Annotated in this window: 22 protein-coding genes and 1 tRNA gene; 13 read left to right on the forward strand and 10 right to left on the reverse strand. The window is 69.6% G+C overall.

Annotation, left to right across the window (positions count from 1 at the left end; genetic code table 11):
- Positions 1 to 2: 2 nt before the first annotated feature.
- Positions 3 to 76: transfer RNA gene (locus ACGFYP_RS09600), tRNA-Gly, on the reverse strand.
- A gap of 401 nt (positions 77 to 477) precedes the next feature.
- Here ACGFYP_RS09600 and dcd point away from each other — a divergent pair.
- Both dcd and ACGFYP_RS09610 read left to right on the forward strand, forming a co-directional pair.
- A complete protein-coding gene (gene dcd / locus ACGFYP_RS09605) occupies positions 478 to 1053 on the forward strand; it encodes a dCTP deaminase (RefSeq protein WP_056653242.1) in 576 nt (191 codons plus the stop codon).
- A 5-nt stretch (positions 1054 to 1058) separates the two neighbouring features.
- Complete coding sequence (locus tag ACGFYP_RS09610; protein WP_361669786.1) at positions 1059 to 1556, forward strand: phosphoribosyltransferase; 498 nt, start codon at positions 1059 to 1061, stop codon at positions 1554 to 1556.
- An 84-nt stretch (positions 1557 to 1640) separates the two neighbouring features.
- On the opposite strand, the gene ACGFYP_RS09615 is transcribed toward ACGFYP_RS09610, so the two are convergent.
- Positions 1641 to 2498 carry a Yip1 family protein gene (locus tag ACGFYP_RS09615; RefSeq protein ID WP_361956960.1) on the reverse strand — a complete coding sequence of 286 codons (858 nt, stop codon included), beginning with the start codon at positions 2496 to 2498 and terminating at the stop codon, positions 1641 to 1643.
- 219 nt (positions 2499 to 2717) lie between these two features.
- Here ACGFYP_RS09615 and ACGFYP_RS09620 point away from each other — a divergent pair, with 219 nt between their 5' ends.
- Positions 2718 to 3785, forward strand: a complete 1068-nt coding sequence (locus ACGFYP_RS09620; protein ID WP_393488463.1) for a hypothetical protein — start codon at positions 2718 to 2720, stop codon at positions 3783 to 3785.
- Positions 3786 to 3871: 86 nt separating this feature from the next.
- Here ACGFYP_RS09620 and ACGFYP_RS09625 read toward each other — a convergent pair whose 3' ends face one another.
- Both ACGFYP_RS09625 and ACGFYP_RS09630 read right to left on the reverse strand, forming a co-directional pair.
- Positions 3872 to 6133 (reverse strand): (Fe-S)-binding protein, encoded by a 2262-nt coding sequence (locus tag ACGFYP_RS09625; protein WP_361956954.1) that lies wholly within the window; start codon positions 6131 to 6133, stop codon positions 3872 to 3874.
- A 166-nt stretch (positions 6134 to 6299) separates the two neighbouring features.
- A complete protein-coding gene (locus tag ACGFYP_RS09630; protein ID WP_393488467.1) occupies positions 6300 to 6818 on the reverse strand; it encodes a sugar transferase in 519 nt (172 codons plus the stop codon).
- Positions 6819 to 7066: 248 nt separating this feature from the next.
- On the opposite strand from ACGFYP_RS09630, the gene dnaK reads away from it, so the two are divergent.
- The 4 genes from dnaK to ACGFYP_RS09650 are packed head-to-tail and all read left to right on the forward strand — an operon-like array spanning position 7067 to position 11248.
- Entirely contained in the window at positions 7067 to 8920 is a 1854-nt protein-coding gene (gene dnaK, locus ACGFYP_RS09635) for a molecular chaperone DnaK (protein ID WP_361956948.1), read from the forward strand.
- A complete protein-coding gene (gene grpE / locus ACGFYP_RS09640; protein WP_361956945.1) occupies positions 8920 to 9564 on the forward strand; it encodes a nucleotide exchange factor GrpE in 645 nt (214 codons plus the stop codon). Before dnaK ends, grpE begins: the two co-directional genes overlap by 1 nt.
- Positions 9565 to 9594: 30 nt before the next feature.
- On the forward strand, positions 9595 to 10788 hold the full coding sequence (gene dnaJ / locus ACGFYP_RS09645; RefSeq protein ID WP_393488473.1) for a molecular chaperone DnaJ: 1194 nt from the start codon (positions 9595 to 9597) through the stop codon (positions 10786 to 10788).
- 4 nt (positions 10789 to 10792) lie between these two features.
- Positions 10793 to 11248: a heat shock protein transcriptional repressor HspR gene (locus ACGFYP_RS09650; RefSeq protein WP_361956939.1), complete on the forward strand. Its 456-nt coding sequence runs from the start codon at positions 10793 to 10795 to the stop codon at positions 11246 to 11248.
- A 102-nt stretch (positions 11249 to 11350) separates the two neighbouring features.
- Here the strand turns inward: ACGFYP_RS09650 and ACGFYP_RS09655 are convergent, their stop codons facing one another.
- Entirely contained in the window at positions 11351 to 11824 is a 474-nt protein-coding gene (locus tag ACGFYP_RS09655) for a hypothetical protein (protein WP_393488477.1), read from the reverse strand.
- A gap of 2 nt (positions 11825 to 11826) precedes the next feature.
- A complete protein-coding gene (locus ACGFYP_RS09660; protein ID WP_393488479.1) occupies positions 11827 to 12807 on the reverse strand; it encodes a helix-turn-helix transcriptional regulator in 981 nt (326 codons plus the stop codon).
- 128 nt (positions 12808 to 12935) lie between these two features.
- Here ACGFYP_RS09660 and ACGFYP_RS09665 point away from each other — a divergent pair, with 128 nt between their 5' ends.
- Both ACGFYP_RS09665 and ACGFYP_RS09670 read left to right on the forward strand, forming a co-directional pair.
- Entirely contained in the window at positions 12936 to 13160 is a 225-nt protein-coding gene (locus ACGFYP_RS09665) for a hypothetical protein (protein WP_361956931.1), read from the forward strand.
- On the forward strand, positions 13157 to 13474 hold the full coding sequence (locus tag ACGFYP_RS09670) for a (2Fe-2S)-binding protein (protein WP_361956928.1): 318 nt from the start codon (positions 13157 to 13159) through the stop codon (positions 13472 to 13474). The genes ACGFYP_RS09665 and ACGFYP_RS09670 overlap by 4 nt, the downstream gene beginning before the upstream one ends.
- 129 nt (positions 13475 to 13603) lie before the next feature.
- Here the strand turns inward: ACGFYP_RS09670 and ACGFYP_RS09675 are convergent, their stop codons facing one another.
- Entirely contained in the window at positions 13604 to 14017 is a 414-nt protein-coding gene (locus tag ACGFYP_RS09675) for a pyridoxamine 5'-phosphate oxidase family protein (protein ID WP_361956925.1), read from the reverse strand.
- 120 nt (positions 14018 to 14137) lie between these two features.
- On the opposite strand from ACGFYP_RS09675, the gene clpB reads away from it, so the two are divergent.
- Positions 14138 to 16723, forward strand: a complete 2586-nt coding sequence (gene clpB / locus ACGFYP_RS09680; protein WP_393488482.1) for an ATP-dependent chaperone ClpB — start codon at positions 14138 to 14140, stop codon at positions 16721 to 16723.
- 82 nt (positions 16724 to 16805) lie between these two features.
- Here the strand turns inward: clpB and ACGFYP_RS09685 are convergent, their stop codons facing one another.
- On the reverse strand, positions 16806 to 17285 hold the full coding sequence (locus ACGFYP_RS09685) for a hypothetical protein (protein ID WP_393488483.1): 480 nt from the start codon (positions 17283 to 17285) through the stop codon (positions 16806 to 16808).
- Between the two features lie 105 nt (positions 17286 to 17390).
- On the opposite strand from ACGFYP_RS09685, the gene ACGFYP_RS09690 reads away from it, so the two are divergent.
- Entirely contained in the window at positions 17391 to 17921 is a 531-nt protein-coding gene (locus ACGFYP_RS09690; RefSeq protein WP_361956916.1) for a YbjN domain-containing protein, read from the forward strand.
- An 18-nt stretch (positions 17922 to 17939) separates the two neighbouring features.
- Here the strand turns inward: ACGFYP_RS09690 and ACGFYP_RS09695 are convergent, their stop codons facing one another.
- Positions 17940 to 19160 (reverse strand): glycosyltransferase family 39 protein, encoded by a 1221-nt coding sequence (locus tag ACGFYP_RS09695; protein WP_393488486.1) that lies wholly within the window; start codon positions 19158 to 19160, stop codon positions 17940 to 17942.
- A gap of 169 nt (positions 19161 to 19329) precedes the next feature.
- Positions 19330 to 20511, reverse strand: a complete 1182-nt coding sequence (locus ACGFYP_RS09700) for a pyridoxal phosphate-dependent aminotransferase (RefSeq protein WP_393488488.1) — start codon at positions 20509 to 20511, stop codon at positions 19330 to 19332.
- 91 nt (positions 20512 to 20602) lie between these two features.
- On the opposite strand from ACGFYP_RS09700, the gene ACGFYP_RS09705 reads away from it, so the two are divergent.
- Both ACGFYP_RS09705 and ACGFYP_RS09710 read left to right on the forward strand, forming a co-directional pair.
- Entirely contained in the window at positions 20603 to 20803 is a 201-nt protein-coding gene (locus ACGFYP_RS09705; RefSeq protein WP_393488490.1) for a hypothetical protein, read from the forward strand.
- 337 nt (positions 20804 to 21140) lie between these two features.
- Complete coding sequence (locus tag ACGFYP_RS09710) at positions 21141 to 21659, forward strand: DUF2617 family protein (RefSeq protein ID WP_393488492.1); 519 nt, start codon at positions 21141 to 21143, stop codon at positions 21657 to 21659.
- The last annotated feature ends 51 nt before the right edge of the window (positions 21660 to 21710 follow it).

Below are 21710 nucleotides of genomic sequence, written 5' to 3' on the forward strand. Positions count from 1 at the left end.
TATGGAGCGGATGACGGGAATCGAACCCGCGCTATAAGCTTGGGAAGCTCATGTTCTACCATTAAACTACATCCGCCTGGCGGCCGTTGATCAGTGCCGCAGACTCGGACACTGTACCCCATCGCGAAGTCGCGGCGTACCTCCCTGTGACGGAGTGCCGCCTGGAGACGTGTCCTGTTCATCCCCTAATGTGGCTGTCTCGTCCACCACTTGTCGGGGAAGGGACTTGATGGGTTCGATGGAGCGCACCGTCGTTCGATGTGCCGAAGGGCATGTGTTCAGTACCGCTTCGTTCCCGTTGCAGCAGCTCGGTGCCGGGCGGATCGGGCCAGGGCGGCTCATCCGGTGTCCACGGTGTGCGCGGCTGCGGCACGCGGTGCCCGTGGAGCTTGAGCGGCGCTGATGGCGGCACGGGCGCGGAGCCTTCCCGGTCGTCTCGATTGGGGCAGGTCCGCGCCCTCTGCGTATCGTGGGGGCGTGCTTCTCTCAGACAAGGACATCCGGGCCGAGATCGACGCCGGGCGGGTCCGCATCGACCCGTACGACGAATCCATGGTGCAGCCCTCGAGCATCGACGTGAGGCTTGACCGCTTCTTCCGGGTGTTCGAGAACCACCGCTACCCCCACATCGACCCCGCCGTCGAGCAGCTCGACCTGACGCGTGAGGTCGAGCCCGAGGGCGACGAGGCGTTCATCCTGCACCCCGGCGAGTTCGTGCTCGCCTCGACCTACGAGGTCATCAGTCTCCCCGACGACATCGCGTCGCGGCTCGAGGGCAAGAGCTCCCTCGGGCGCCTCGGGCTCGTCACGCACTCCACCGCCGGGTTCATCGACCCCGGTTTCTCCGGGCACGTGACCCTGGAGCTGTCGAACCTCGCCACCCTGCCGATCAAGCTCTGGCCGGGGATGAAGATCGGCCAGCTGTGCATGTTCCGGCTGAGCTCGCCCGCCGAGTTCCCGTACGGCAGCGAGCGGTACGGCTCGCGCTACCAGGGGCAGCGGGGGCCGACCGCCTCGCGCTCCTTCATGAACTTCCATCGGACCCAGGTGTGACAGCAATGAGTGACGTACGGGAGAACCTCACCTACGAGGGATTCGGGCGCGCGATCCGCGAGCTCGCGCAGACCATCGCCGACGACGGCTACGAGCCCGACGTCGTGCTCTCCATCGCCCGCGGCGGCGTCTTCGTCGCCGGCGGTCTGGCCTATGCCCTGGACTGCAAGAACATCCACCTCGTGAACGTGGAGTTCTACACCGGGGTCGGCACCACCCTCGAAATGCCCGTCATGCTCGCGCCCGTCCCCAACGCGATCGACTTCAGCGACAAGAAGGTCCTGATCGCCGACGACGTCGCCGACACCGGCAAGACCCTCAAGCTCGTCCACGACTTCTGCGTCGACCACGTCGCCGAGGTCCGCTCCGCCGTCATCTACGAGAAGTCGCACTCCCTCGTGAAGTGCGAGTACGTGTGGAAGAAGACCGACGAGTGGATCAACTTCCCCTGGTCCGTCGAGCCGCCCGTCGTCCGCCGAGAGGGTCAGGTTCTCGACGCCTGAGCCCCCATGGGTGACGCGAAGGCCCCCGCCGTGTTCGGTGGGGGCCTTTCCTGTGCCTTGTGCCTTGTGCGTCGTACGTCTTGGCTACAGCATGCCCAGCTTGATCAGCGACAGCAGCGCCACCAGCTGGATCGCCGACGCGCCCAGCGCCTTCGGCCACGGCAGGTCGTGCGAGCGGCTCACCATCATCGTGAAGAGCGCGCCCGCCGCCAGCCAGGTCAGCCAGCCGAGGACCTGCACCAGGCCGTTCTCGCCACCCAGGAAGAGCGCGAAGACCAAGCGGGGCGCGTCCGTGATCGACATGATCAGCATCGACAGGCCCACCGTCGGCTGCCAGGCGCCGTCACCGCCGAGCTGGCGCGCCAGCGTGTGCGTCACCACGCCCATGATCAGGCCGGCCACGACGAAGCCCACGCCCGTCATCAGGACGTACGGGATCGCCGTCGACAGCGTCGCGTTGATCGCCTCGTCGCGCGCCTTGTCGAAGCCGAAGATCGCCAGCAGGCCGTAGAGGAACGTGACAGTCAGCGCAGGGCCCCAGACCGCGTGGTCCCGCATCTGCAGGAACGTCGGGCCCGGGCGCAGCACGATGCCGCTCAGGAGGGCCTTCCAGGGCAGCCGCGGGCCCGTCGGGACGGGGGCGGCGCCCGCGTTGTACGTCGCCGCGTCGCCGTAGGGGTCCTCGTTCACGCTGAACATCTGCGTGTGCCCCGGGGTGTTCGCCGCGTAGCTCTGCTGCTGATGGTGCTGCTGCGGCGCCCCGTACGGGTCCCCGAAGTACTCCGGCTCCCCGTATCCGCCGCCGCCCTGCTGCGGGGCCTGCTGGGGCCACTGCTGCTGCGGGTGGGGCGGCGGGGCCGCGTTGTACCCGTACGGCGCCTGCTGCGGTTGTTGTTGCGGGGGGCGGTTGTCCCGGCCGCGTCCGTTCCTGAATCCAGCCACGTCATCGAACGTACCCGTTCCTGCTGTGGCTCCGCTCCTTCGCCCCTGAGCTGCCACTGAGCTGTGACATCCCCTAGGGGGTACCCGGGGGCTTTACAGGGTTGGCGGCCAGGTCTCGGCTGATCGTTACAAAGCCTACGGATCGCCTAGACATCGCATCCGTAGCTTTGTGGATGTCGCAGGACGAAACGCACGAAACCGACATTCGAGGGGCTCCTCATGCGCGTCACCCGCCGCACCATCCGTACCGCCGCGATCGCCACCGGCACCATCGCCGCCCTGACCCTCCCCGCCGCCGGGGCCTTCGCCGCCGAGAGCCCGGCCGCCGACCGGCAGGTCACCCAGGAGGACCAGAGCGTCGGCGACCAGGGCGACCAGGGCGACCAGGACCGTGGCACCGGCGACCAGGACCGCGGCACCGGCGACCAGCAGGTCGTCCCCGACAAGGGTGACCAGGACAACCAGGGCGACCCGCAGAAGCAGACAGACCCGCCCGTCGAGCGCGCCTTCATCAAGTCGTTCAAGCTCGCCGACGGCTCGGTCGCCAAGGTCTACCAGACGGGGACGGACGAGTACGTCGCCGAGATCTGGGCCGGGGGCTCGCTGATCGACACCCTCACCACCACCGGCAGCCCTGCCTACGGGCAGAACAACGGCCTCCACGTCGTCCTGCAGCCCGACGGCAGCGTCACCTCCTGGGTCGAGGGCAACCCCACCCCCAAGCCCACCCCCACCCCGAAGCCCAAGCCCAAGCCCACGCCCGACAAGCAGGGCGACAAGAAGGTCGAGAAGAAGAAGGCCGCGAAGAAGGCCTCCTCCGTCACCATCACCATGCCGGACGGGCGCCTCGCCAAGCTGGTGAAGAGCCCCGGCGGACCCCGCGTCGTGATCTCCATGCCGAACGGCCACCACCTCGGCACCCTCGACCTGAAGAACCCCACCGCCACCAACGACGGCTGGACCTACAAGATCGCCGTCGCGGGCAAGGGCCAGTACAAGTTCGTCGTCATCGACACCCCGAAGCAGGGCGGCAACAGCTGGGTCTACGACTTCCACGGCAAGCTGATCGAGAAGTACCAGGTCCAGAAGGGCAAGACGGGTACGAAGACCGCCACCACCGTCGTCGTCCCCAAGGGCACCGTCCCCAAGGGCGGCGTGAAGGCCGGGGCCGAGAACGTCTCCGACACCTCCGACCAGGCCGCCCTCATCGGCGCCGGCGGCGGTCTCGCCGCCCTCGGAGCCGCCGGGCTCGGGTTCGCCCTCTACCACCGCCGCGCACAGCGGTAGGCGCGCACAGCAGTAGGGCCGACGCAACGCAGAAGGGCCGCCCCGCGCATCTCGCGCGGGGCGGCCCTCCGTACGACGTACGCGTCCTACTCGGCCGACACCGGCTCCGCCTCGTCCGCCTCGGCGTCCTCCGGCTCCGGCTTCGTCTTCACCGAGTCGAGCAGCAGCTGCGCCACGTCCACGACCTGGACGGACTCCTTGGCCTTGCCGTCGTTCTTCTTGCCGTTGACCGAGTCGGTCAACATGACCAGGCAGAACGGGCAGGCGGTGGAGACGATGTCGGGGTTCAGGGAGAGGGCCTCGTCGACGCGCTCGTTGTTGATGCGCTTGCCGATCCGCTCCTCCATCCACATCCGCGCGCCACCGGCGCCACAGCAGAAGCCGCGCTCCTTGTGACGGTGCATCTCCTGCTGACGCAGGCCCGGGACGGCCGACATGATCTCGCGCGGAGGCGTGTAGACCTTGTTGTGGCGGCCCAGGTAGCAGGGGTCGTGGTACGTGATCAGACCCTCGACCGGCGTCACCGGGATCAGCTTGCCCTCGTCGATGAGGTGCTGGAGCAGCTGCGTGTGGTGGATGACCTCGAACTCGCCGCCCAGCTGCGGGTACTCGTTCGCGATCGTGTTGAAGCAGTGCGGGCAGGTCGCGACGATCTTCTTCGCCGACTTCGGCTTCTTGGTCGACTCGTCCTCGTCATCCTCGCCGAACGCCATGTTCAGCATCGCGACGTTCTCCTGGCCGAGCTGCTGGAACAGCGGCTCGTTGCCCAGGCGGCGGGGCGAGTCACCCGTGCACTTCTCCTCGCCGCCCATGATCGCGAACTTGACGCCCGCCATGTGCAGCAGCTCGGCGAAGGCCTTGGTGGTCTTCTTGGCCCGGTCCTCCAGGGCGCCCGCGCAGCCGACCCAGTACAGGTAGTCGACCTCGGTGAGGTCCTCGACGTCCTTGCCGACGATCGGGACCTCGAAGTCGACCTCCTTGGTCCACTCGACGCGCTGCTTCTTGGCCAGACCCCAGGGGTTGCCCTTCTTCTCCAGGTTCTTGAGCATCGTGCCGGCCTCCGAGGGGAAGGCGGACTCGATCATCACCTGGTAGCGGCGCATGTCGACGATGTGGTCGATGTGCTCGATGTCGACCGGGCACTGCTCCACGCACGCACCGCAGGTGGTGCAGGACCACAGCACGTCCGGGTCGATGACGCCGTTCTCCTCGGCGGTGCCGATGAGGGGGCGCTCGGCCTCCGCGAGAGCGGCGGCGGGCACACCGGCCAGCTGCTCCTCCGAAGCCTTCTCGTTGCCCTCCATGTCCTTGCCGCCGCCGGCGAGCAGGTACGGCGCCTTGGCGTGCGCGTGGTCCCGCAGCGACATGATCAGGAGCTTGGGGGAGAGCGGCTTGCCGGTGTTCCAGGCGGGGCACTGCGACTGGCAGCGGCCGCACTCGGTGCAGGTGGAGAAGTCGAGGATGCCCTTCCAGGAGAACTGCTCGACCTGGGAGACACCGAAGACGGCGTCCTCGGCCGGGTCCTCCCAGTCGATCTCCTTGCCGGCCGTCGTCATCGGCTGGAGCGCGCCGAGGGCGGTGGAGCCGTCGGCGTTCCGCTTGAACCAGATGTTCGGGAAGCCGAGGAAGCGGTGCCAGGCCACACCCATGTTGGTGTTCAGCGAGACCGTGATCATCCAGGTGAAGGACGTGACGATCTTGAGCGCCGCGAAGAAGTAGGTGAGGTGCTGGATCGTGCTCAGGTCGAGGCCGTCGAGCAGCGCGATCAGCGGGTACGAGGCGAAGAAGCCCGGCTCCCAGCTCGTCACGTGGTGCTGGACGCCTTCGAGGGCGCGCAGCGTCATGATGCAGACGCCGACGATGAGGATGACGGCCTCGACGAAGTACGCCTGGCCGGTCTTGGAGCCCGCGAAGCGCGACTTGCGGCCCGCCTTGTTCGGCTTGCTGAGCTGCCGGATCACGATGAGGGTCACGATGCCGAGGACCGTCATCAGGCCGAGGAACTCGGTGAAGATCTCGTACGGCAGCCAGTCGCCGATGATCGGGATCAGCCAGTCGGCCTGGAAGAGCTGGCCGAAGGCGTTGACGATCGTGAGCAGCAGCGAGAAGAAGCCCACGGCCACGAACCAGTGCGCCACGCCGACGACGCCCCAGCGGTTCATGCGCGTGTGGCCGAGGAACTCCTTGGCCAGCGTGATGGTGCGCTGCGTGGGGTCGCCGGTGCGCGAGCCCGCGGGCACGGGCTGGCCGAGCTTCACGAAGCGGTAGATCTGCGCGGTGGCGCGGCCGAACAGCGCGACGGCCACCACCGTGATGGCGATCGACACGATGATCGCGGCGAGTTGCATGAGGGGCTCCTCGGGCGGGCCTGCGAGGCGGGAGTGCCGGCACTCTCCAGTGACGTACCCGGCACTGTCGAGTGTGGCACTACTAAGCGGTAACTTATTCAGTCCGTGCTGAGATTACCGCCTCACGGCGCCGCCCTGTAGCGGCGCCCGCGGTGATCTGTGTCGCTCAGGCAAGCCTTGCCGACCGGCTCCGCCCCGCCGTCGAACCGCTCGCCGCGCGACGCCTGCGGACTGCTGGAAGCGTACGCGCCAGGATGGCCAGGTCCATGCCGAGCCAGTGATGGTCCACATAGTGGAGATCGAGCAGCTCGCGCTCCTCCCAGGGCAGCTCCGAGCGCCCGCTGATCTGCCAGAGCCCGGTCATGCCGGGGCGTACCGAGAGCCGGCGGCGGGACTCGCCCACGCACTCGCGGTGTCCGGGGGTGAGCGGGCACGGGCCGACCAGGGACATCTGTCCCCGTACGACGTGCAGCAGGAGGGGCAGTCCGGCCAGCGGGCTCTTCGTGCGGAACGTGAGCATGGTGAAGGCCTGTCCGCCCCGGCCCGCGACGGCCCTGCGGCGCAGCACGCCGCCGGCGCCGGCCTTCGCGCAGGCGAGGGAGAGGGTGACGGCGGCGATCAGGGGGGAGAGGGCGGCCAGTAGGGCGAGTCCGCCGAAGAGGTCGAGTGCGCGCTTGGCCGTCATTCCCCCACACCCTTTCGAGTGACATTCATGGGATATTCGTGGGATACGCCCGCTTTGCCCGGCAGGGGTAACCGGACTCTCTCACGGGGGTGGGGCCCGGGCGGGGCAATGACGCGCCATGGGCGCCTCTTTGAGCGACTCTCAGGGTGAAGAGTTGAGTCGCCTCCACTCAGGTCTGTTGACGCACTCGACCTCGTCGTGCATCCTTGAGTCAGTTCCACTCAAGTCGGTCAGCTGGAGGAATTGAAATGGCACGTGCGGTCGGCATCGACCTGGGCACGACTAACTCCGTCGTCAGCGTTCTGGAAGGCGGCGAGCCCACCGTCATCACCAACGCCGAGGGTGCCAGGACCACGCCGTCCGTCGTCGCCTTCGCGAAGAACGGTGAGGTGCTCGTCGGCGAGGTCGCCAAGCGCCAGGCGGTCACCAACGTCGACAGGACCATCCGGTCGGTCAAGCGCCACATGGGCACCGACTGGAAGATCGAGATCGACGGGAAGAACTTCAACCCGCAGCAGATGAGCGCCTTCATCCTGCAGAAGCTGAAGCGGGACGCCGAGGCGTACCTGGGCGAGAAGGTCGTCGACGCGGTCATCACCGTCCCGGCGTACTTCAACGACTCCGAGCGTCAGGCCACCAAGGAGGCCGGTGAGATCGCGGGCCTCAACGTCCTGCGCATCGTCAACGAGCCGACCGCGGCCGCCCTGGCCTACGGCCTGGACAAGGACGACCAGACGATCCTCGTCTTCGACCTCGGTGGCGGCACCTTCGACGTGTCGCTCCTGGAGATCGGCGACGGCGTCGTCGAGGTGAAGGCCACCAACGGTGACAACCACCTCGGTGGTGACGACTGGGACCAGCGCGTCGTCGACTACCTGGTGAAGCAGTTCGCCAACGGCCACGGCGTCGACCTGGCCAAGGACAAGATGGCTCTCCAGCGTCTCCGCGAGGCCGCGGAGAAGGCGAAGATCGAGCTGTCGTCCTCCACCGAGACGTCGATCAACCTGCCGTACATCACCGCCTCCGCCGAGGGTCCGCTGCACCTGGAGGAGAAGCTCACCCGGGCTCAGTTCCAGCAGCTGACGGCCGACCTTCTGGAGCGCTGCAAGACGCCGTTCCACAACGTCATCAAGGACGCGGGCATCAACCTGTCCGAGATCGACCACGTCGTTCTCGTCGGTGGCTCCACCCGTATGCCGGCCGTCGCCGAGCTCGTCAAGGAGCTGACCGGTGGCCAGGAGGCCAACAAGGGCGTGAACCCGGACGAGGTCGTCGCCATCGGCGCCGCCCTGCAGGCCGGTGTCCTCAAGGGTGAGGTCAAGGACGTCCTGCTCCTCGACGTGACCCCGCTGTCGCTTGGTATCGAGACCAAGGGCGGCATCATGACCAAGCTCATCGAGCGCAACACCACGATCCCGACCAAGCGGTCCGAGATCTTCACGACGGCCGAGGACAACCAGCCGTCCGTGCAGATCCAGGTCTACCAGGGCGAGCGCGAGATCGCGGCGTACAACAAGAAGCTCGGCATGTTCGAGCTGACCGGTCTGCCGCCGGCCCCGCGTGGCGTCCCGCAGATCGAGGTCGCCTTCGACATCGACGCCAACGGCATCATGCACGTGACCGCGAAGGACCTGGGCACGGGCAAGGAGCAGAAGATGACCGTCACCGGCGGCTCCTCGCTGCCGAAGGACGAGGTCGACCGGATGCGCCAGGAGGCCGAGCAGTACGCGGACGAGGACCACCGTCGCCGCGAGGCCGCCGAGTCCCGCAACCAGGGCGAGCAGCTCGTCTACCAGACGGAGAAGTTCCTCAAGGACAACGAGGACAAGGTCCCCGGTGACGTCAAGACCGAGGTCGAGACCGCCGTCGCCGAGCTGAAGGAGAAGCTCAAGGGCGAGGACACCGCGGAGATCCGTACGGCCACCGAGAAGGTCGCGGCCGTCTCCCAGAAGCTCGGCCAGGCCATGTACGCCGACGCCCAGGCCGCGCAGGGCGCCGCGGGCGACGCCCCGCAGGGCGAGGCCAAGGCCGACGACGACGTCGTGGACGCCGAGATCGTCGACGACGAGAAGCCCGGTGACGCGAAGGGCGGCGCTGCCTGATGACGGAGGAGACCCCGGGCTTCGAGGAGAAGCCCGACGTCCCCTCCGGCGCCGACGACGCCGCCGAGTCCGCCGAGACCCCCTCCACGGAGGAGGGCTCGGCGGCCCCGGCCGGGGACGCCGCACAGACGGCCGGCCTCACGGCACAGCTGGACCAGCTCCGCAGCGCGCTCGCCGAGCGCACCGCGGACCTCCAGCGGCTCCAGGCCGAGTATCAGAACTACCGCCGACGGGTGGAGCGTGACCGGGTCACCGTCAAGGAGATCGCGATCGCGGGCCTCCTGACGGAGCTGCTGCCCGTGCTCGACGACGTCGGCCGGGCCCGTGACCACGGCGAGCTCGTGGGCGGCTTCAAGTCGGTTGCCGAATCGCTGGAGACCGTCGTCGCCAAGATGGGTCTGCAGCAGTTCGGCAAGGAGGGCGAGCCCTTCGACCCGACGATCCACGAGGCCCTGATGCACAGTTACGCACCGGACGTCACGGAGACGACCTGCGTGGCGATCCTGCAGCCGGGGTACCGGATCGGCGAGCGGACCATTCGGCCCGCGCGCGTGGCGGTGGCCGAACCCCAGCCCGGGGCGACGCCGGCCGCGAAGGAAGAGAAGTCGGCAGACGAGGAGAGCGGTGGCCCCGAGGAGGGCTGACGCGAAGATCGTCCGGGAGGAGGGACGTCGATGAGCACGAAGGACTTCGTCGAGAAGGACTACTACAAGGTTCTCGGCGTCCCCAAGGACGCCACCGACGCCGAGATCAAGAAGGCGTACCGGAAGCTCGCCCGCGAGAACCACCCGGACGCCAACAAGGGCGACGCGAAGGCGGAGGCGCGCTTCAAGGAGATCTCCGAGGCGAACGACGTCCTCGGTGACCCCAAGAAGCGCAAGGAGTACGACGACGCCCGCGCGCTCTTCGGCAACGGTGGCTTCCGGGCCGGTCCCGGCGGGCAGGGCGGCTCGTTCAACTTCGACCTGGGCGACCTCTTCGGCGGCGCCCAGGGACCCGGCGGGGCGGGCGGCGGGGCCGGCGGCTTCGGCGGCGGCCTCGGCGACGTCTTCGGCGGACTGTTCAACCGGGGCGCGGGCACCGGCGCGGGCACGCGTACGCAGCCGCGCCGCGGCCAGGACATCGAGTCCGAGGTGACGCTCAGCTTCACCGAGGCCGTGGACGGCGCCACGGTGCCGCTGCGGATGTCCTCCCAGGCGCCCTGCAAGGCCTGTTCGGGCACCGGCGACAAGAACGGCACGCCCCGCGTGTGCCCGACCTGTGTCGGCACCGGCCAGGTCTCGCGAGGCAGCGGCGGCGGCTTCTCGCTGACCGACCCGTGCGTGGACTGCAAAGGCCGCGGCCTGATCGCCGAGACCCCCTGCGAGGTCTGCAAGGGCAGCGGGCGGGCCAAGTCCTCCCGCACCATGCAGGTACGCATCCCCGCCGGCGTCTCCGACGGGCAGCGGATCCGGCTGCGCGGCAAGGGCGCTCCGGGCGAGCGCGGCGGACCGGCCGGCGATCTGTACGTCGTCGTCCATGTCGACGCCCACCCGGTCTTCGGCCGCAAGGACGACAACCTGACCGTCACCGTGCCCGTCACGTTCGACGAGGCGGCGCTCGGCGGCGAGATCAAGGTGCCGACGCTCGGCGGCCCGGCGGTGACGTTGAAGCTGCCGGCCGGCACGCCCAACGGCCGGACGATGCGCGCCCGCGGCAAGGGCGCGGTCCGCAAGGACGGGACGCGCGGCGATCTGCTGGTGACGGTGGAGGTCGCGGTGCCCAAGGAGCTCGACGACAAGGCCCGCGAGGCCCTTGAGACCTACCGTCAGGCGACGGCGGGCGAGGACCCCAGGGCAGAGTTGTTCCAGGCCGCGAAGGGAGCTTGACCCGATGGACAGCCGACCGGGACGCAGCCGCAATCCGTACGAACTGACCGACGAGACGCCGGTGTACGTCATCTCGGTGGCGGCCCAGCTCTCGGGTCTGCACCCGCAGACCCTGCGTCAGTACGACCGCCTCGGCCTGGTCTCTCCCGACCGTACGGCCGGGCGTGGTCGGCGCTACTCGGCCCGTGACATCGAACTGCTCCGCACGGTGCAGGCGTTGTCGCAGGACGAGGGCATCAACCTGGCTGGCATCAAGCGCATCATCGAGCTGGAGAACCAGGTCGCCGCGCTCCAGCAGCGCGTGGCCGAGCTGTCGGCGGCCGTCGAGGGCGCGGCGTCGGCGATGCGCCAGCGCGAGGCGCAGGTCCACGCCTCGTACCGGCGCGACCTGGTGCCGTACCAGGACGTGCAGCAGGCGAGCGCGCTGGTGGTCTGGCGCCCGAAGCGCACCGGCGAGTAGCGGTTCTCGTACGAAGCCCCCTCCACGGACGGTGGAGGGGGCTTCGTCGTGCTCGTAGCCGTAGCCGTAGCCGTAGCCGTAGCCGTAGCCGTACGGGAACGGCTACGGGATGAGCTCCGCGACGATGTTCGTCGCCGTGTCCCACCACGGGGCGCCTCCGGTGCCGAAGGCGGCGGCGAGGGTGGTGCCGACGGCCCGGTCCAGGGGGGTGGGTTCGGTGTCCGGGGCCCAGTCGGCGTCGGCGGTGCCGTCCCCGCTGGACTCGAACGTGCCGAGGGGGCGTCCGTCGCGGAGCAGCCGGCTCTCGACGTACGAGCAGGGGACGAGCCGGTAGCGGGTGCCGGAGACGGTGGCGTCGACGCGGTACGAGCGCCGCAGGAGCCGCCCCCGGCCGGGGCGGATCCGCGCGGGCGCGCCGTCGACGGTGAGGGTGAGGCGGGCGGCGGCGCGGGTGCCGATGGGGATCAGCGGGTCGGGTTCGTCGCCGGGGGCGCGGACCAGCTCCACCGTGGGCAGCTCATGGCCGGAGACGCGGAGGGTTCCGGCCGGTCCGTCGAGGTCGATCTGTACGTACAAGGTCAGTGATCCTGCTCCAGAAGCCCGGACTGGGCGATGAGGTATCCGAGTTGCGCGCGGCTTCCGCTGCCGAGCGCCGAGGCGAGTTTGGCGATGTGGGCCCGGCAGGTCCTGACGTTCATGCCGAGCCGGCGGGCGATGGCCTCGTCGACGTGGCCCTCGACGAGGAGTTTGGCGATGGATCGCTGGATGCCGCTGATGCCGTCGAGCGGCGGCTGGTAGGTGACCGGGTTCTCCAGCGGGATCGCCTGCAGCCAGAACTGCTCGAAGACGCCGACGAGGTACTCGACGAGGCCGGTGTGGCGCAGTTCGAGGGCGACCTGGCGGTCCCGGCTCGCGGGCACGAAGGCGACCTTGCGGTCCACGATGATGAGGCGGTCGATGATCTCCTCGAGGGTGCGGACCTCGACCTCGGGGCCGATGCGCTCCAGATAGGCCAGGGTGATCGGCTGGTGCCGGGCCGTGTGCTGGTAGAGCGTGCGCATGCGGATCCCGCGGCCGAGGAGCGGCCGCACGCGGCGCAGGGCCTCGCCGAAGGTGGTGGCGCTGCGGCCGCTGCCGGGCTGCACGGTCAGCAGCTCCGAGGAGCACTCGGCCACGACGCGGTCGAGGGAGGTGTTGATCCTCGTGAGGCCCTCCAGGACGGTGATCGCGTGCGTGGTGGAGGGGTCCTGGGCGCTGACGTTCATGAATGGCTCGAACGCGTCGGAGAGTTCGATGCTGAGGCGTCTACGCTCCTGGATCTCCTTCTCGATCGGGAGGAGGAGACGGGCCAGGGCGGCCGAGGGGGGAACCGGCCGGAGCCACTGCACGTCGTCCGGGTCGGGCCTGAGGAGGTCGAGGTCCATCAGGCAAGGTGTGGATTCGATGTCCGACCGGGGGATTCTTCCCGTTCGCAGGGCCTCTTTATAGACCCGTGTGCCCGCTTCGCACAGCTCGGCGTGCGTATGAGGATGCCCCGTTTTATCCGGTTCTATTCGCATATGTACACCCCCAGGCTTTTCCGATACAGGAACATGATGCATTGAGCCAGTGGTGGAAACGTGAGGAGTGAGCCATCGTCGTGCCTGCGGGGGAGCAGGAGATACACACCAAGTGAGGTTGCTCGGTCATGGCCAAGAAGCTCATACGCACCGTAGTTGGTGTCGCGTTCATAGCTGCTGCCGCGGTCGGCGCGGTGGCGGCCAGTGGGGACCCGGGCTGGGGCGTCGCCCCGCAGCAGGTCGTCGCCAAGGCGAGTGACCCGGGCTGGGGAGTCATCAAGGCGAGTGACCCGGGCTGGGGCGTTGCGCCCGCGGCCGTGGCCGACCCTGGTTGGGGGTCCGTGGGGGCATGACGGTTCCCGAAGATCCTCGATTCCGGCGTGAGATGGCGGCTGCCTACCGCTCGGGGTGGCATTTCATCGACCTCGTCACAGCCGTGCCGCACGGTGGCGATTCGTTGATGGTCACCCTCTTCGGTGAGCCCATCATCATCAGGCGCGGGGACGATGAGGATATTCGCGCCTACCGATGTCTCCGGAAGCCACGTGGCGCCCCGCAGCCCGTCCGCTGTGCCATCCGGTACGGCATGATTTTCGTCAATCTCGACCAGCGTGACCACCAGCTCGTCGAGCCAGAGACCATCACCGCCACCCCCCGCAGTGCCTGAGCGGTTCCCCCGTCGTTCAAGATCGCTCAGGTACTTCCCCCACACAGCGGCGCCATCGCGGACCTGAAACGCGATGGCGCCGCTGTGCTGTGCCCGTAAGACATCCCGTAAGACATCCATGTCCGGACGTCAGGCCCGGCCCATCGCCCGCGTCAGCGCGATCTCGATGACCACCCGGTCCGGGTTCGGCGCCGGTACCCGGCCGTAGCGGCTCGCGTAGCGGTCCACCGCGTCCGCGACGACCTCCGGCTCCGTACGGATGCGGGCCACGCCCTCCAGCGTCGCCCAGCGGCCCTTGTCCACCTGGCAGACCGCCACGCGCGCGCCCTCGGCGCCCGCCGCCAGGACGTTGGCGACCTTGTGGCTGTGCTTGTTGGTGATGACCCGGGCGATGCCCTTCTCGCCGCCCTCGGGGTCGTACGTCACGCCCACCGCCACCACGTGCGGGGTGCCGTCCGCGCGCGGGGTCGTCAGGGTGCACATGTGGTACTCGCGCCAGAAGCTGAGATACGAGTCGTCCGGGTTCCGCGGGTCAGTCGCCATGCCCGGAACCTACCCGTGGCAGAGGTCTGTGCGACACCTTGAGCGGAATAGACTCAACTTTGTGTACGCTGGACGAGTCATGGACCGTGTGGAGCGCACACCGAGGAGGAGAGAGCGCACGTGGACGCCGAACTGACCAACAGGAGCCGGGACGCGATCAACGCGGCGACCAGCCGTGCCGTGTCCGGCGGGCACGCCGACCTGACCCCCGCCCATCTTCTGCTCGCGCTGCTCGCGGGTGAGGACAACGAGAACATCGTCGACCTGCTCGCCGCCGTCGAGGCCGACCAGGCCGCTGTACGGTCCGGAGCGGAGCGGCTGCTGGCCGCCCTGCCCAGCGTGACCGGATCCACGGTCGCGCCGCCGCAGCCCAACCGTGAGCTGCTCGCCGTCATCGCCGATGCGGCCGAGCGGGCCAAGGAGCTCGGGGACGACTACATCTCCACCGAGCACCTGCTCATCGGGATCGCGGCGAAGGGCGGACAGGCCGGCGAGGTACTGGCCCAGCAGGGGGCCGGTGCGAAGAGGTTGCTCGACGCGTTCGAGAAGAGCAGGGGAGGGCGCCGGGTGACCACACCCGACCCGGAGGGTCAGTACAAGGCGCTGGAGAAGTTCGGCACGGACTTCACGGCCGCCGCGCGCGAGGGAAAGCTCGACCCGGTCATCGGGCGCGACCAGGAGATCCGGCGCGTCGTCCAGGTCCTCTCCCGCCGCACCAAGAACAACCCGGTCCTCATCGGTGAGCCCGGCGTCGGCAAGACCGCCGTCGTCGAGGGCCTCGCCCAGCGGATCGTGAAGGGCGACGTCCCCGAGTCCCTCCGGAACAAGCGGCTGGTCTCGCTCGACCTCGGCGCGATGGTCGCGGGCGCCAAGTACCGCGGCGAGTTCGAGGAGCGCCTGAAGACCGTCCTCTCCGAGATCAAGGCCAGCGACGGCCAGATCATCACCTTCATCGACGAGCTGCACACCGTCGTCGGCGCGGGCGCCGGCGGCGACTCCGCCATGGACGCCGGCAACATGCTGAAGCCGATGCTGGCCCGCGGCGAGCTGCGCATGGTCGGCGCGACGACCCTCGACGAGTACCGCGAGCGGATCGAGAAGGACCCCGCCCTGGAGCGCCGCTTCCAGCAGGTCCTGGTCGCCGAGCCGAGCGTCGAGGACACCATCGCGATCCTGCGCGGACTCAAGGGCCGGTACGAGGCCCACCACAAGGTCCAGATCGCCGACTCCGCGCTCGTGGCCGCCGCGACCCTCTCGGACCGGTACATCACCTCCCGCTTCCTCCCCGACAAGGCCATCGACCTCGTCGACGAGGCCGCCTCCCGGCTGCGGATGGAGATCGACTCCTCGCCCGTCGAGATCGACGAGCTCCAGCGCTCCGTGGACCGGCTGCGCATGGAGGAGCTCGCGCTCAAGAACGAGACCGACCAGGCGAGCAGGCAGCGCCTGGAGAAGCTCCGCCGCGACCTCGCCGACCGCGAGGAGGAGCTGCGCGGGCTCACCGCCCGTTGGGAGAAGGAGAAGCAGTCCCTCAACCGCGTCGGCGAGCTCAAGGAGCAGCTCGACGAGCTCCGCGGCCGCGCCGAGCGCGCCCAGCGCGACGGCGACTTCGACACCGCCTCCCAGTTGCTCTACGGCGAGATCCCGGCCCTGGAGCGGGAGCTGGCGGAGGCGTCCGAGGCCGAGCAGGAGGTCTCCAAGGACACGATGGTGAAGGAGGAGGTCGGCCCCGACGACATCGCGGACGTGGTCGGCGCCTGGACCGGCATCCCCGCGGGACGTCTCCTGGAGGGCGAGACGCAGAAGCTGCTGCGCATGGAGGACGAGCTCGGCAAGCGGCTCATCGGCCAGTCCGAGGCCGTACGGGCCGTCTCCGACGCCGTGCGCCGCACCCGCGCCGGGATCGCCGACCCCGACCGTCCCACCGGCTCCTTCCTCTTCCTCGGCCCCACGGGTGTCGGCAAGACGGAGCTGGCGAAGGCGCTCGCGGACTTCCTCTTCGACGACGAGCGGGCCATGGTCCGCATCGACATGTCGGAGTACAGCGAGAAGCACTCCGTCGCCCGGCTCGTCGGCGCGCCCCCCGGCTACGTCGGCTACGAGGAGGGCGGCCAGCTCACGGAGGCGGTCCGCCGCCGCCCGTACAGCGTGGTGCTGCTCGACGAGGTGGAGAAGGCGCACCCGGAGGTCTTCGACATCCTGCTGCAGGTCCTCGACGACGGCCGGCTCACCGACGGCCAGGGCCGGACCGTGGACTTCCGCAACACCATCCTGATCCTCACCTCCAACCTGGGCAGCCAGTACCTGGTCGACCCCCTGATCGGCGAGGACGAGAAGAAGCAGCGGGTCCTGGAGGTGGTCCGGTCCTCCTTCAAGCCGGAGTTCCTCAACCGGCTCGACGACCTGGTGGTCTTCTCGGCCCTCGACAAGACCGAGCTGGGCCGGATCGCGCAGCTCCAGATCGACAGGCTCGCCAAGCGGCTCGCGGACCGCCGCCTCACCCTGGAGGTCACCCCCGAGGCCGTGGCCTGGCTCGCCGACGAGGGCATGGACCCGGCGTACGGCGCGCGTCCGCTGCGCCGGCTGATCCAGACCGCGATCGGCGACCGGCTCGCGAAGGAGATCCTCGCGGGCGAGGTCCGCGACGGCGACACCGTCCGCGTGGACCGCTTCGAGGACGGCCTGATCGTGGGCGCGGCGCAGTAGGCCGTGGACGCGGCGCGGTAGGTCGTGGGTGGGGCTCGGCAGGTCGTGGGCGCGGCGCGGGAGCGCCGTCGCCCGCGTCCGCTCAGACCGTGAACGGCATGACGTGTACGAGGGCGGTGTCCCCGTCCTCGTACGTCACCGTCACGTTCACCGCCGCCGGGCCCCCGGGCTCCGGCGGTGTCTCCTGGACGTCCAGGCACAGGTCCGTCTGGCAGTACGAGCGGACCTCGCCGCCCGGATAGGTGCCGGCCAGCCAGCCGGCGACCTCGGCGCGCGGCATCCGGAACTCCGCGTTCACCTGGGTGTCCAGCCAGTTGCTGACCGTGCAGTGCGGGTCCCGCGCGCTCTTCGGCATGGTCGCGTTCGCCCAGTCCATGGCCTCGGCGCAGTCCATCGGCTGCGGCTTGCCCATCTCGTCCCAGGCCATCGCGCCCCAGACGAGCAGGGCCAGCGGGCCCCCGCACACGATCGAGACGAGTGCCGTCACCCAGATCCATGTCGACGCGCGCGGCCGGACCGGCGGCACCTTTTTCCCCGTGGTCTTCCCCGTGTATTCCCCCATGGGCCCCGAGTTTGTCAGCCCGCAGCGGATCGCGGGAGGCGGGGCTTGCGCCGGACCGCCCGCCATGGGGGAGGATGGCGGCAACCGTACGAAGGGATATTCACGGTGAGCATCGACCCGTCCTCGATTCCGAATTTCGGGGGCCAGCCCCAGCCTCAGGCCGCAGGACCGGCGGGCCCCGTCGTCCCCGACCAGGACCTGGTCAAGCAGCTCCTCGACCAGATGGAGCTGAAGTACGTCGTCGACGACGAGGGTGACCTCGCGGCGCCGTGGGAGGAATTCCGCACGTACTTCATGTTCCGTGGCGAGGACGACCAGCGTGTCTTCTCGGTCCGGACCTTCTACGACCGCCCGCACTCGGCGGACGACCGCGCCAGGATCCTCGACGCGATCGACGACTGGAACCGCCGCACCCTGTGGCCGAAGGTCTACACGCACCTGCACGAGGAGGAGGACGGCTCCGCGACCCTCCGCCTCATCGGCGAGGCGCAGATGCTGATCGGCACCGGCGTCGCGCTGGAGCACTTCGTGTCCTCCACCGTCAGCTGGGTCCGTGCCTCGATCGAGTTCGACAAGTGGCTCGTGGAGCAGTTCGGCCTGGAGACCCCCGAGGACAAGGAGCCCGAGGGCGAGTAGCCCCCGGCTCCGGCTCTTCTACAGGGCCATGCGCGCGAGCGTCAGCGCGTACGCCCCGAAGCTGAACGACAGCCCGGCCAGGCCCGCGATCACCACGATCGCGGCCCTCGGCCGGGCTTTCGTCAATGCCTGGGCCAGCGGGAAGAGCAGCGGGAACGCGGGCAGCAGGAAGCGCGGCTTGGACTCGAAGAACCCGGAGCCGCCGACCGTGATGAGCACCAGGACGGCCGTGTAGACCAGGATCGGCAGCGGCGGCCGCTCCACCAGGGCGAGCAGCGCGAAGAGCAGCACCCCGGCGCCCGTGAACAGCAGCGCCGTCGCGAAGCCGAACTGCGTCGGCCCGTGCAGCATGTCCCGGACGAAGAGCAGCGCGCCCTTCCCGAGGTCGAAGCGGGAGGTCCAGCCGTCCTGGACGGCGAAGTAGCCGCCGAGCAGATCGCCGCGCCGCGCGCCCACCCAGAGTAGGTACGAGAGCCAGCCGAGCGGCGCGAGGCCTGCCCCCACCCACACATGAGGATCGACCCGGCCGCGCCCGCGCCACAGCTCGTACGCCGCCGCCACCAGGACCGCGGTCGCGATCGCGATCCCGTTGGGGCGCGACAGCCCGGCGAGGGCGGCCAGAGCGCCCGCCCACAGCCAGCGGTGGGTGAGGAGCGCGTACAGCGACCAGGCGGCCAGGGCCGTCATCAGCGGCTCGGTGTACGCCATCGACAGCACGATCGAGTGCGGCAGCAGGCCCCAGAGCAGCACGAGCAGGACGGCGGTGGGCCGCCCGTACAGCCGCTCGCCGATCAGGAAGATCCCCCAGGCCGCCGCGCCGGCCGCAAGCCAGGACAGCAGCAGCCCGGCCGTGCCGCCCTCGACGGGCAGGACTGCGGTGACGGCGCGGACGAGGCCCGGGTAGAGCGGGAAGAACGCCAGGTCGGACTGGACGACCCCGTCGGGCCAGTGGACCGTGTGGCCGTAGCCGTGCGCGGCGATCCGGGTGTACCAGCCGGAGTCCCAGGACGTGGCGAGCAGCGCGCGGGGCGAGCGCCCGATGTGCCAGGCCCAGAGCGCGAGCACCAGCATCCCGGTCAGCCGTGCGGCGGCGAAGAGGCCGAGCGCGGGCGCGGCCCGGTGCAGCGAGGCCCGCCAGCGCGGGACGCTCCGGACAACAGCGGTCGACGCCGGGCGGTCGAGAGTCTCGGCGGACAGGGTGCACCTCCGTGCGCACGGGAATCGGGATAGGCCCGGCAAATCGGTCTACCCGACAATCGATGCGGCACGGAGGGGGCGCGCGCGAGCGAGGGGCCCACCCGGGTGAAATAAACCCAGGTGGGGCGCGGCTCACCTCACGAGCCTCGTCGGTCCTGTCAGCCCTGTCGGCCCTGTCGGTCCCGTCGGCCCGCTGGTCCCGTCATTCCCGTCAGCCCGCCAGGCCCTTCAGTCGTGAGACCGCCTCCTCGAGGACATCGACGCCCTTGCAGAACGCGAAGCGGACGAAGGGCGCGCCCTCCGCGCGGTGGTCGTAGAAGACGGCGTTCGGGATGGCGACCACGCCCGCGCGCTCGGGCAGGGCCCGGCAGAAGGCGAAGCCGTCGGACTCGCCGAGCGGCCGGATGTCGGTGGTGACGAAGTACGTCCCGGCCGGCCGGTACACGCCGAACCCCGCCCGCGCGAGCCCGTCGCTCAGCAGGTCGCGCTTGGCGCGCAGATCGGCGCGGACGGAGTCGAAGTACGAGTCGGGCAGCCGCAGCGCCTCGGCGATCGCGTACTGGAACGGCCCGGAGGCCACGTACGTGAGGAACTGCTTGGCGGACCGTACGGCGGCGGTCAGCTCCGGGCTCGCGGTGATCCAGCCGACCTTCCAGCCGGTGAACGAGAACGTCTTGCCCGCCGAGCCGATGGTGACCGTGCGCTCCCGCATCCCCGGGAGGCTCGCGATCGGCAGGTGTTCGGCACCGTCGAAGACCAGGTGCTCGTAGACCTCGTCGGTGACGACGAGCAGGTCGCGGGCGACGGCGAGTTCGGCGATCGCGGTCAGTTCGGCGCGGGTGAGGACGGTGCCGGTGGGGTTGTGCGGGGTGTTGAGCAGGATCAGCCGGGTCCGGTCGGTGACGGCGGCCCGCAGCTCGTCCAGGTCGAGGACGAAGCGACCTTCGTGGGGGCGCAGGGTGACGGGGACGCGGGTGCTGCCCGCCATCGCGATGCAGGCGGCGTACGAGTCGTAGTACGGCTCAAGGGCGATCACCTCGTCGCCCGGCTCGACGAGGGCGAGCAGCGTAGCGGCGATGGCCTCGGTGGCGCCCGCCGTGACGAGGACCTCGGTGTCGGGGTCGTAGCCCAGGCCGTACCGCTTCAGCTGGTGCTCGGCGACGGCGGTGCGCAGCTCGGGTACGCCGGGGCCCGGCGGGTACTGGTTGCCGCGTCCGTCGCGCAGCGCACGCACGGCCGCCTCGCGGATCTCCTCGGGGCCGTCGGTGTCCGGGAAGCCCTGCCCGAGGTTGATCGCCCCGGTTCTGGCGGCAAGCGCCGACATCTCGGCGAAGATCGTGGTCCCGAACTCGGCGAGCCGGCGGTTGAGCAGCGGTCGTGTCATGCCCGTCATCCTGGGCCGAAGCTCTGGACTTCCTCAAGTGCGCTTTGGGGGCGCACCGGGCGGGGCATCCCCCTCGCACAGACCTACGGGGGTGTCACACATGGAATTTCTGGTCATCGGATTCATCGGACTGATCGTGGTGGTGGGCTTCGTGTCCGCCGTCGGCGGGTCGCGCAACGGCGGCAGGCGTCGGCGCGGCGGCTGGTCGGACGGCGGCGGGGGCGGTTGCGGCTCGTCGGGCGGCGGTTCGTCCTGCGGTGGTGGAGGTGGCGGCTGCGGCGGGGGTGGCGGCGGCGACTGACACGGGGCGAGAGACACGGGGGCGACTGGCACGGGGCAGTCGCCCCCGCGATACCCAGGTGCCCGGCGCTTCAACATCCGCCGGGCACCTTCGTGTTGGAGCCACGGAACAGGTTTGTTTGAACAATTGAACTGTGGGGTCCCCGAAGGGGATGGAAACCACGGCAAGTTGGGTAAAAGCGCTGCGAGTCGCTCGAAGTCCGTGATTCCCTCGCTGTTGATAAGAGACAGCCCTCGGACCGTGTGTGGACCCGAGCCGGCGATCCCCCACTCCCGTTGATCCCTTTCTCCGGGGCGCCCCCGGCCCACCCGTCAAACCGTGTTTGCGGAGCCGACCCATGCTCACGACCCTGAAGACCTCCTACACCGATACGCGTGCGGCCGATCTGGCCTGGGCGCTCGGGCGCGAGCCGCTGCCCGCCCTCGCCGTGCTCGACCTCGAACTGACTGGCGCCAAGCTGCAGTTGCGCCTGCTCGGCGCCTCCCATCAGGTGCTTCTGGAGGAAGAGGAGCGCAGCTGCTCCGAGACCGTCGCCTGTATGCCCGGCAGCAGTACGCCGCTGCCGCTGGGCGTCTCCAAGCGCATCGGCGGCTGGGAGTACGAATTCGCCGCCCGCGTCGAGAAGCTCAACCACGGCTCCTTCGCGGGCCGCGCCCAGGAGTTGCTGGCGCTGGTCGCCGACCATCCCAACGGCCTCGCGGGGACGTTCCCCGGCTCCCCGCACGCCTTCACGGCGATGCTGGCGCAGCGCCACGAGGGCCAGGTGCGGTGGCGCACCTGGCACGCGTACCCGCAGGAAGGGCAGTTGGTGGTCACCAGGACCCAGATCGGCGTCCGTATGTCCGCTTCGCTGTAACGCGCCGCCCAGAAGCCTCAGATGCACTCGTGTGGGTGACAAGCGGCGACA

The organism is Streptomyces sp. NPDC048370, from assembly GCF_043200825.1.
GTDB lineage: Bacteria > Actinomycetota > Actinomycetes > Streptomycetales > Streptomycetaceae > Streptomyces.

What these genes read in the sequence shown, in the direction of transcription:
- ACGFYP_RS09610 (WP_361669786.1), top strand. Translation starts at nt 1,059, where the DNA reads ATGAGTGACGTACGGGAGAACCTCACCTACGAGGGATTCGGGCGCGCG.
- ACGFYP_RS09620 (WP_393488463.1), top strand. Translation starts at nt 2,718, where the DNA reads ATGCGCGTCACCCGCCGCACCATCCGTACCGCCGCGATCGCCACCGGC.
- ACGFYP_RS09625 (WP_361956954.1), bottom strand. Translation starts at nt 6,133, where the DNA reads ATGCAACTCGCCGCGATCATCGTGTCGATCGCCATCACGGTGGTGGCC.
- ACGFYP_RS09630 (WP_393488467.1), bottom strand. Translation starts at nt 6,818, where the DNA reads ATGACGGCCAAGCGCGCACTCGACCTCTTCGGCGGACTCGCCCTACTG.
- dnaK (WP_361956948.1), top strand. Translation starts at nt 7,067, where the DNA reads ATGGCACGTGCGGTCGGCATCGACCTGGGCACGACTAACTCCGTCGTC.
- grpE (WP_361956945.1), top strand. Translation starts at nt 8,920, where the DNA reads ATGACGGAGGAGACCCCGGGCTTCGAGGAGAAGCCCGACGTCCCCTCC.
- dnaJ (WP_393488473.1), top strand. Translation starts at nt 9,595, where the DNA reads ATGAGCACGAAGGACTTCGTCGAGAAGGACTACTACAAGGTTCTCGGC.
- ACGFYP_RS09650 (WP_361956939.1), top strand. Translation starts at nt 10,793, where the DNA reads ATGGACAGCCGACCGGGACGCAGCCGCAATCCGTACGAACTGACCGAC.
- ACGFYP_RS09660 (WP_393488479.1), bottom strand. Translation starts at nt 12,807, where the DNA reads ATGCGAATAGAACCGGATAAAACGGGGCATCCTCATACGCACGCCGAG.
- ACGFYP_RS09665 (WP_361956931.1), top strand. Translation starts at nt 12,936, where the DNA reads ATGGCCAAGAAGCTCATACGCACCGTAGTTGGTGTCGCGTTCATAGCT.
- ACGFYP_RS09670 (WP_361956928.1), top strand. Translation starts at nt 13,157, where the DNA reads ATGACGGTTCCCGAAGATCCTCGATTCCGGCGTGAGATGGCGGCTGCC.
- ACGFYP_RS09675 (WP_361956925.1), bottom strand. Translation starts at nt 14,017, where the DNA reads ATGGCGACTGACCCGCGGAACCCGGACGACTCGTATCTCAGCTTCTGG.
- ACGFYP_RS09685 (WP_393488483.1), bottom strand. Translation starts at nt 17,285, where the DNA reads ATGGGGGAATACACGGGGAAGACCACGGGGAAAAAGGTGCCGCCGGTC.
- ACGFYP_RS09700 (WP_393488488.1), bottom strand. Translation starts at nt 20,511, where the DNA reads ATGACGGGCATGACACGACCGCTGCTCAACCGCCGGCTCGCCGAGTTC.
- ACGFYP_RS09705 (WP_393488490.1), top strand. Translation starts at nt 20,603, where the DNA reads ATGGAATTTCTGGTCATCGGATTCATCGGACTGATCGTGGTGGTGGGC.
- ACGFYP_RS09710 (WP_393488492.1), top strand. Translation starts at nt 21,141, where the DNA reads ATGCTCACGACCCTGAAGACCTCCTACACCGATACGCGTGCGGCCGAT.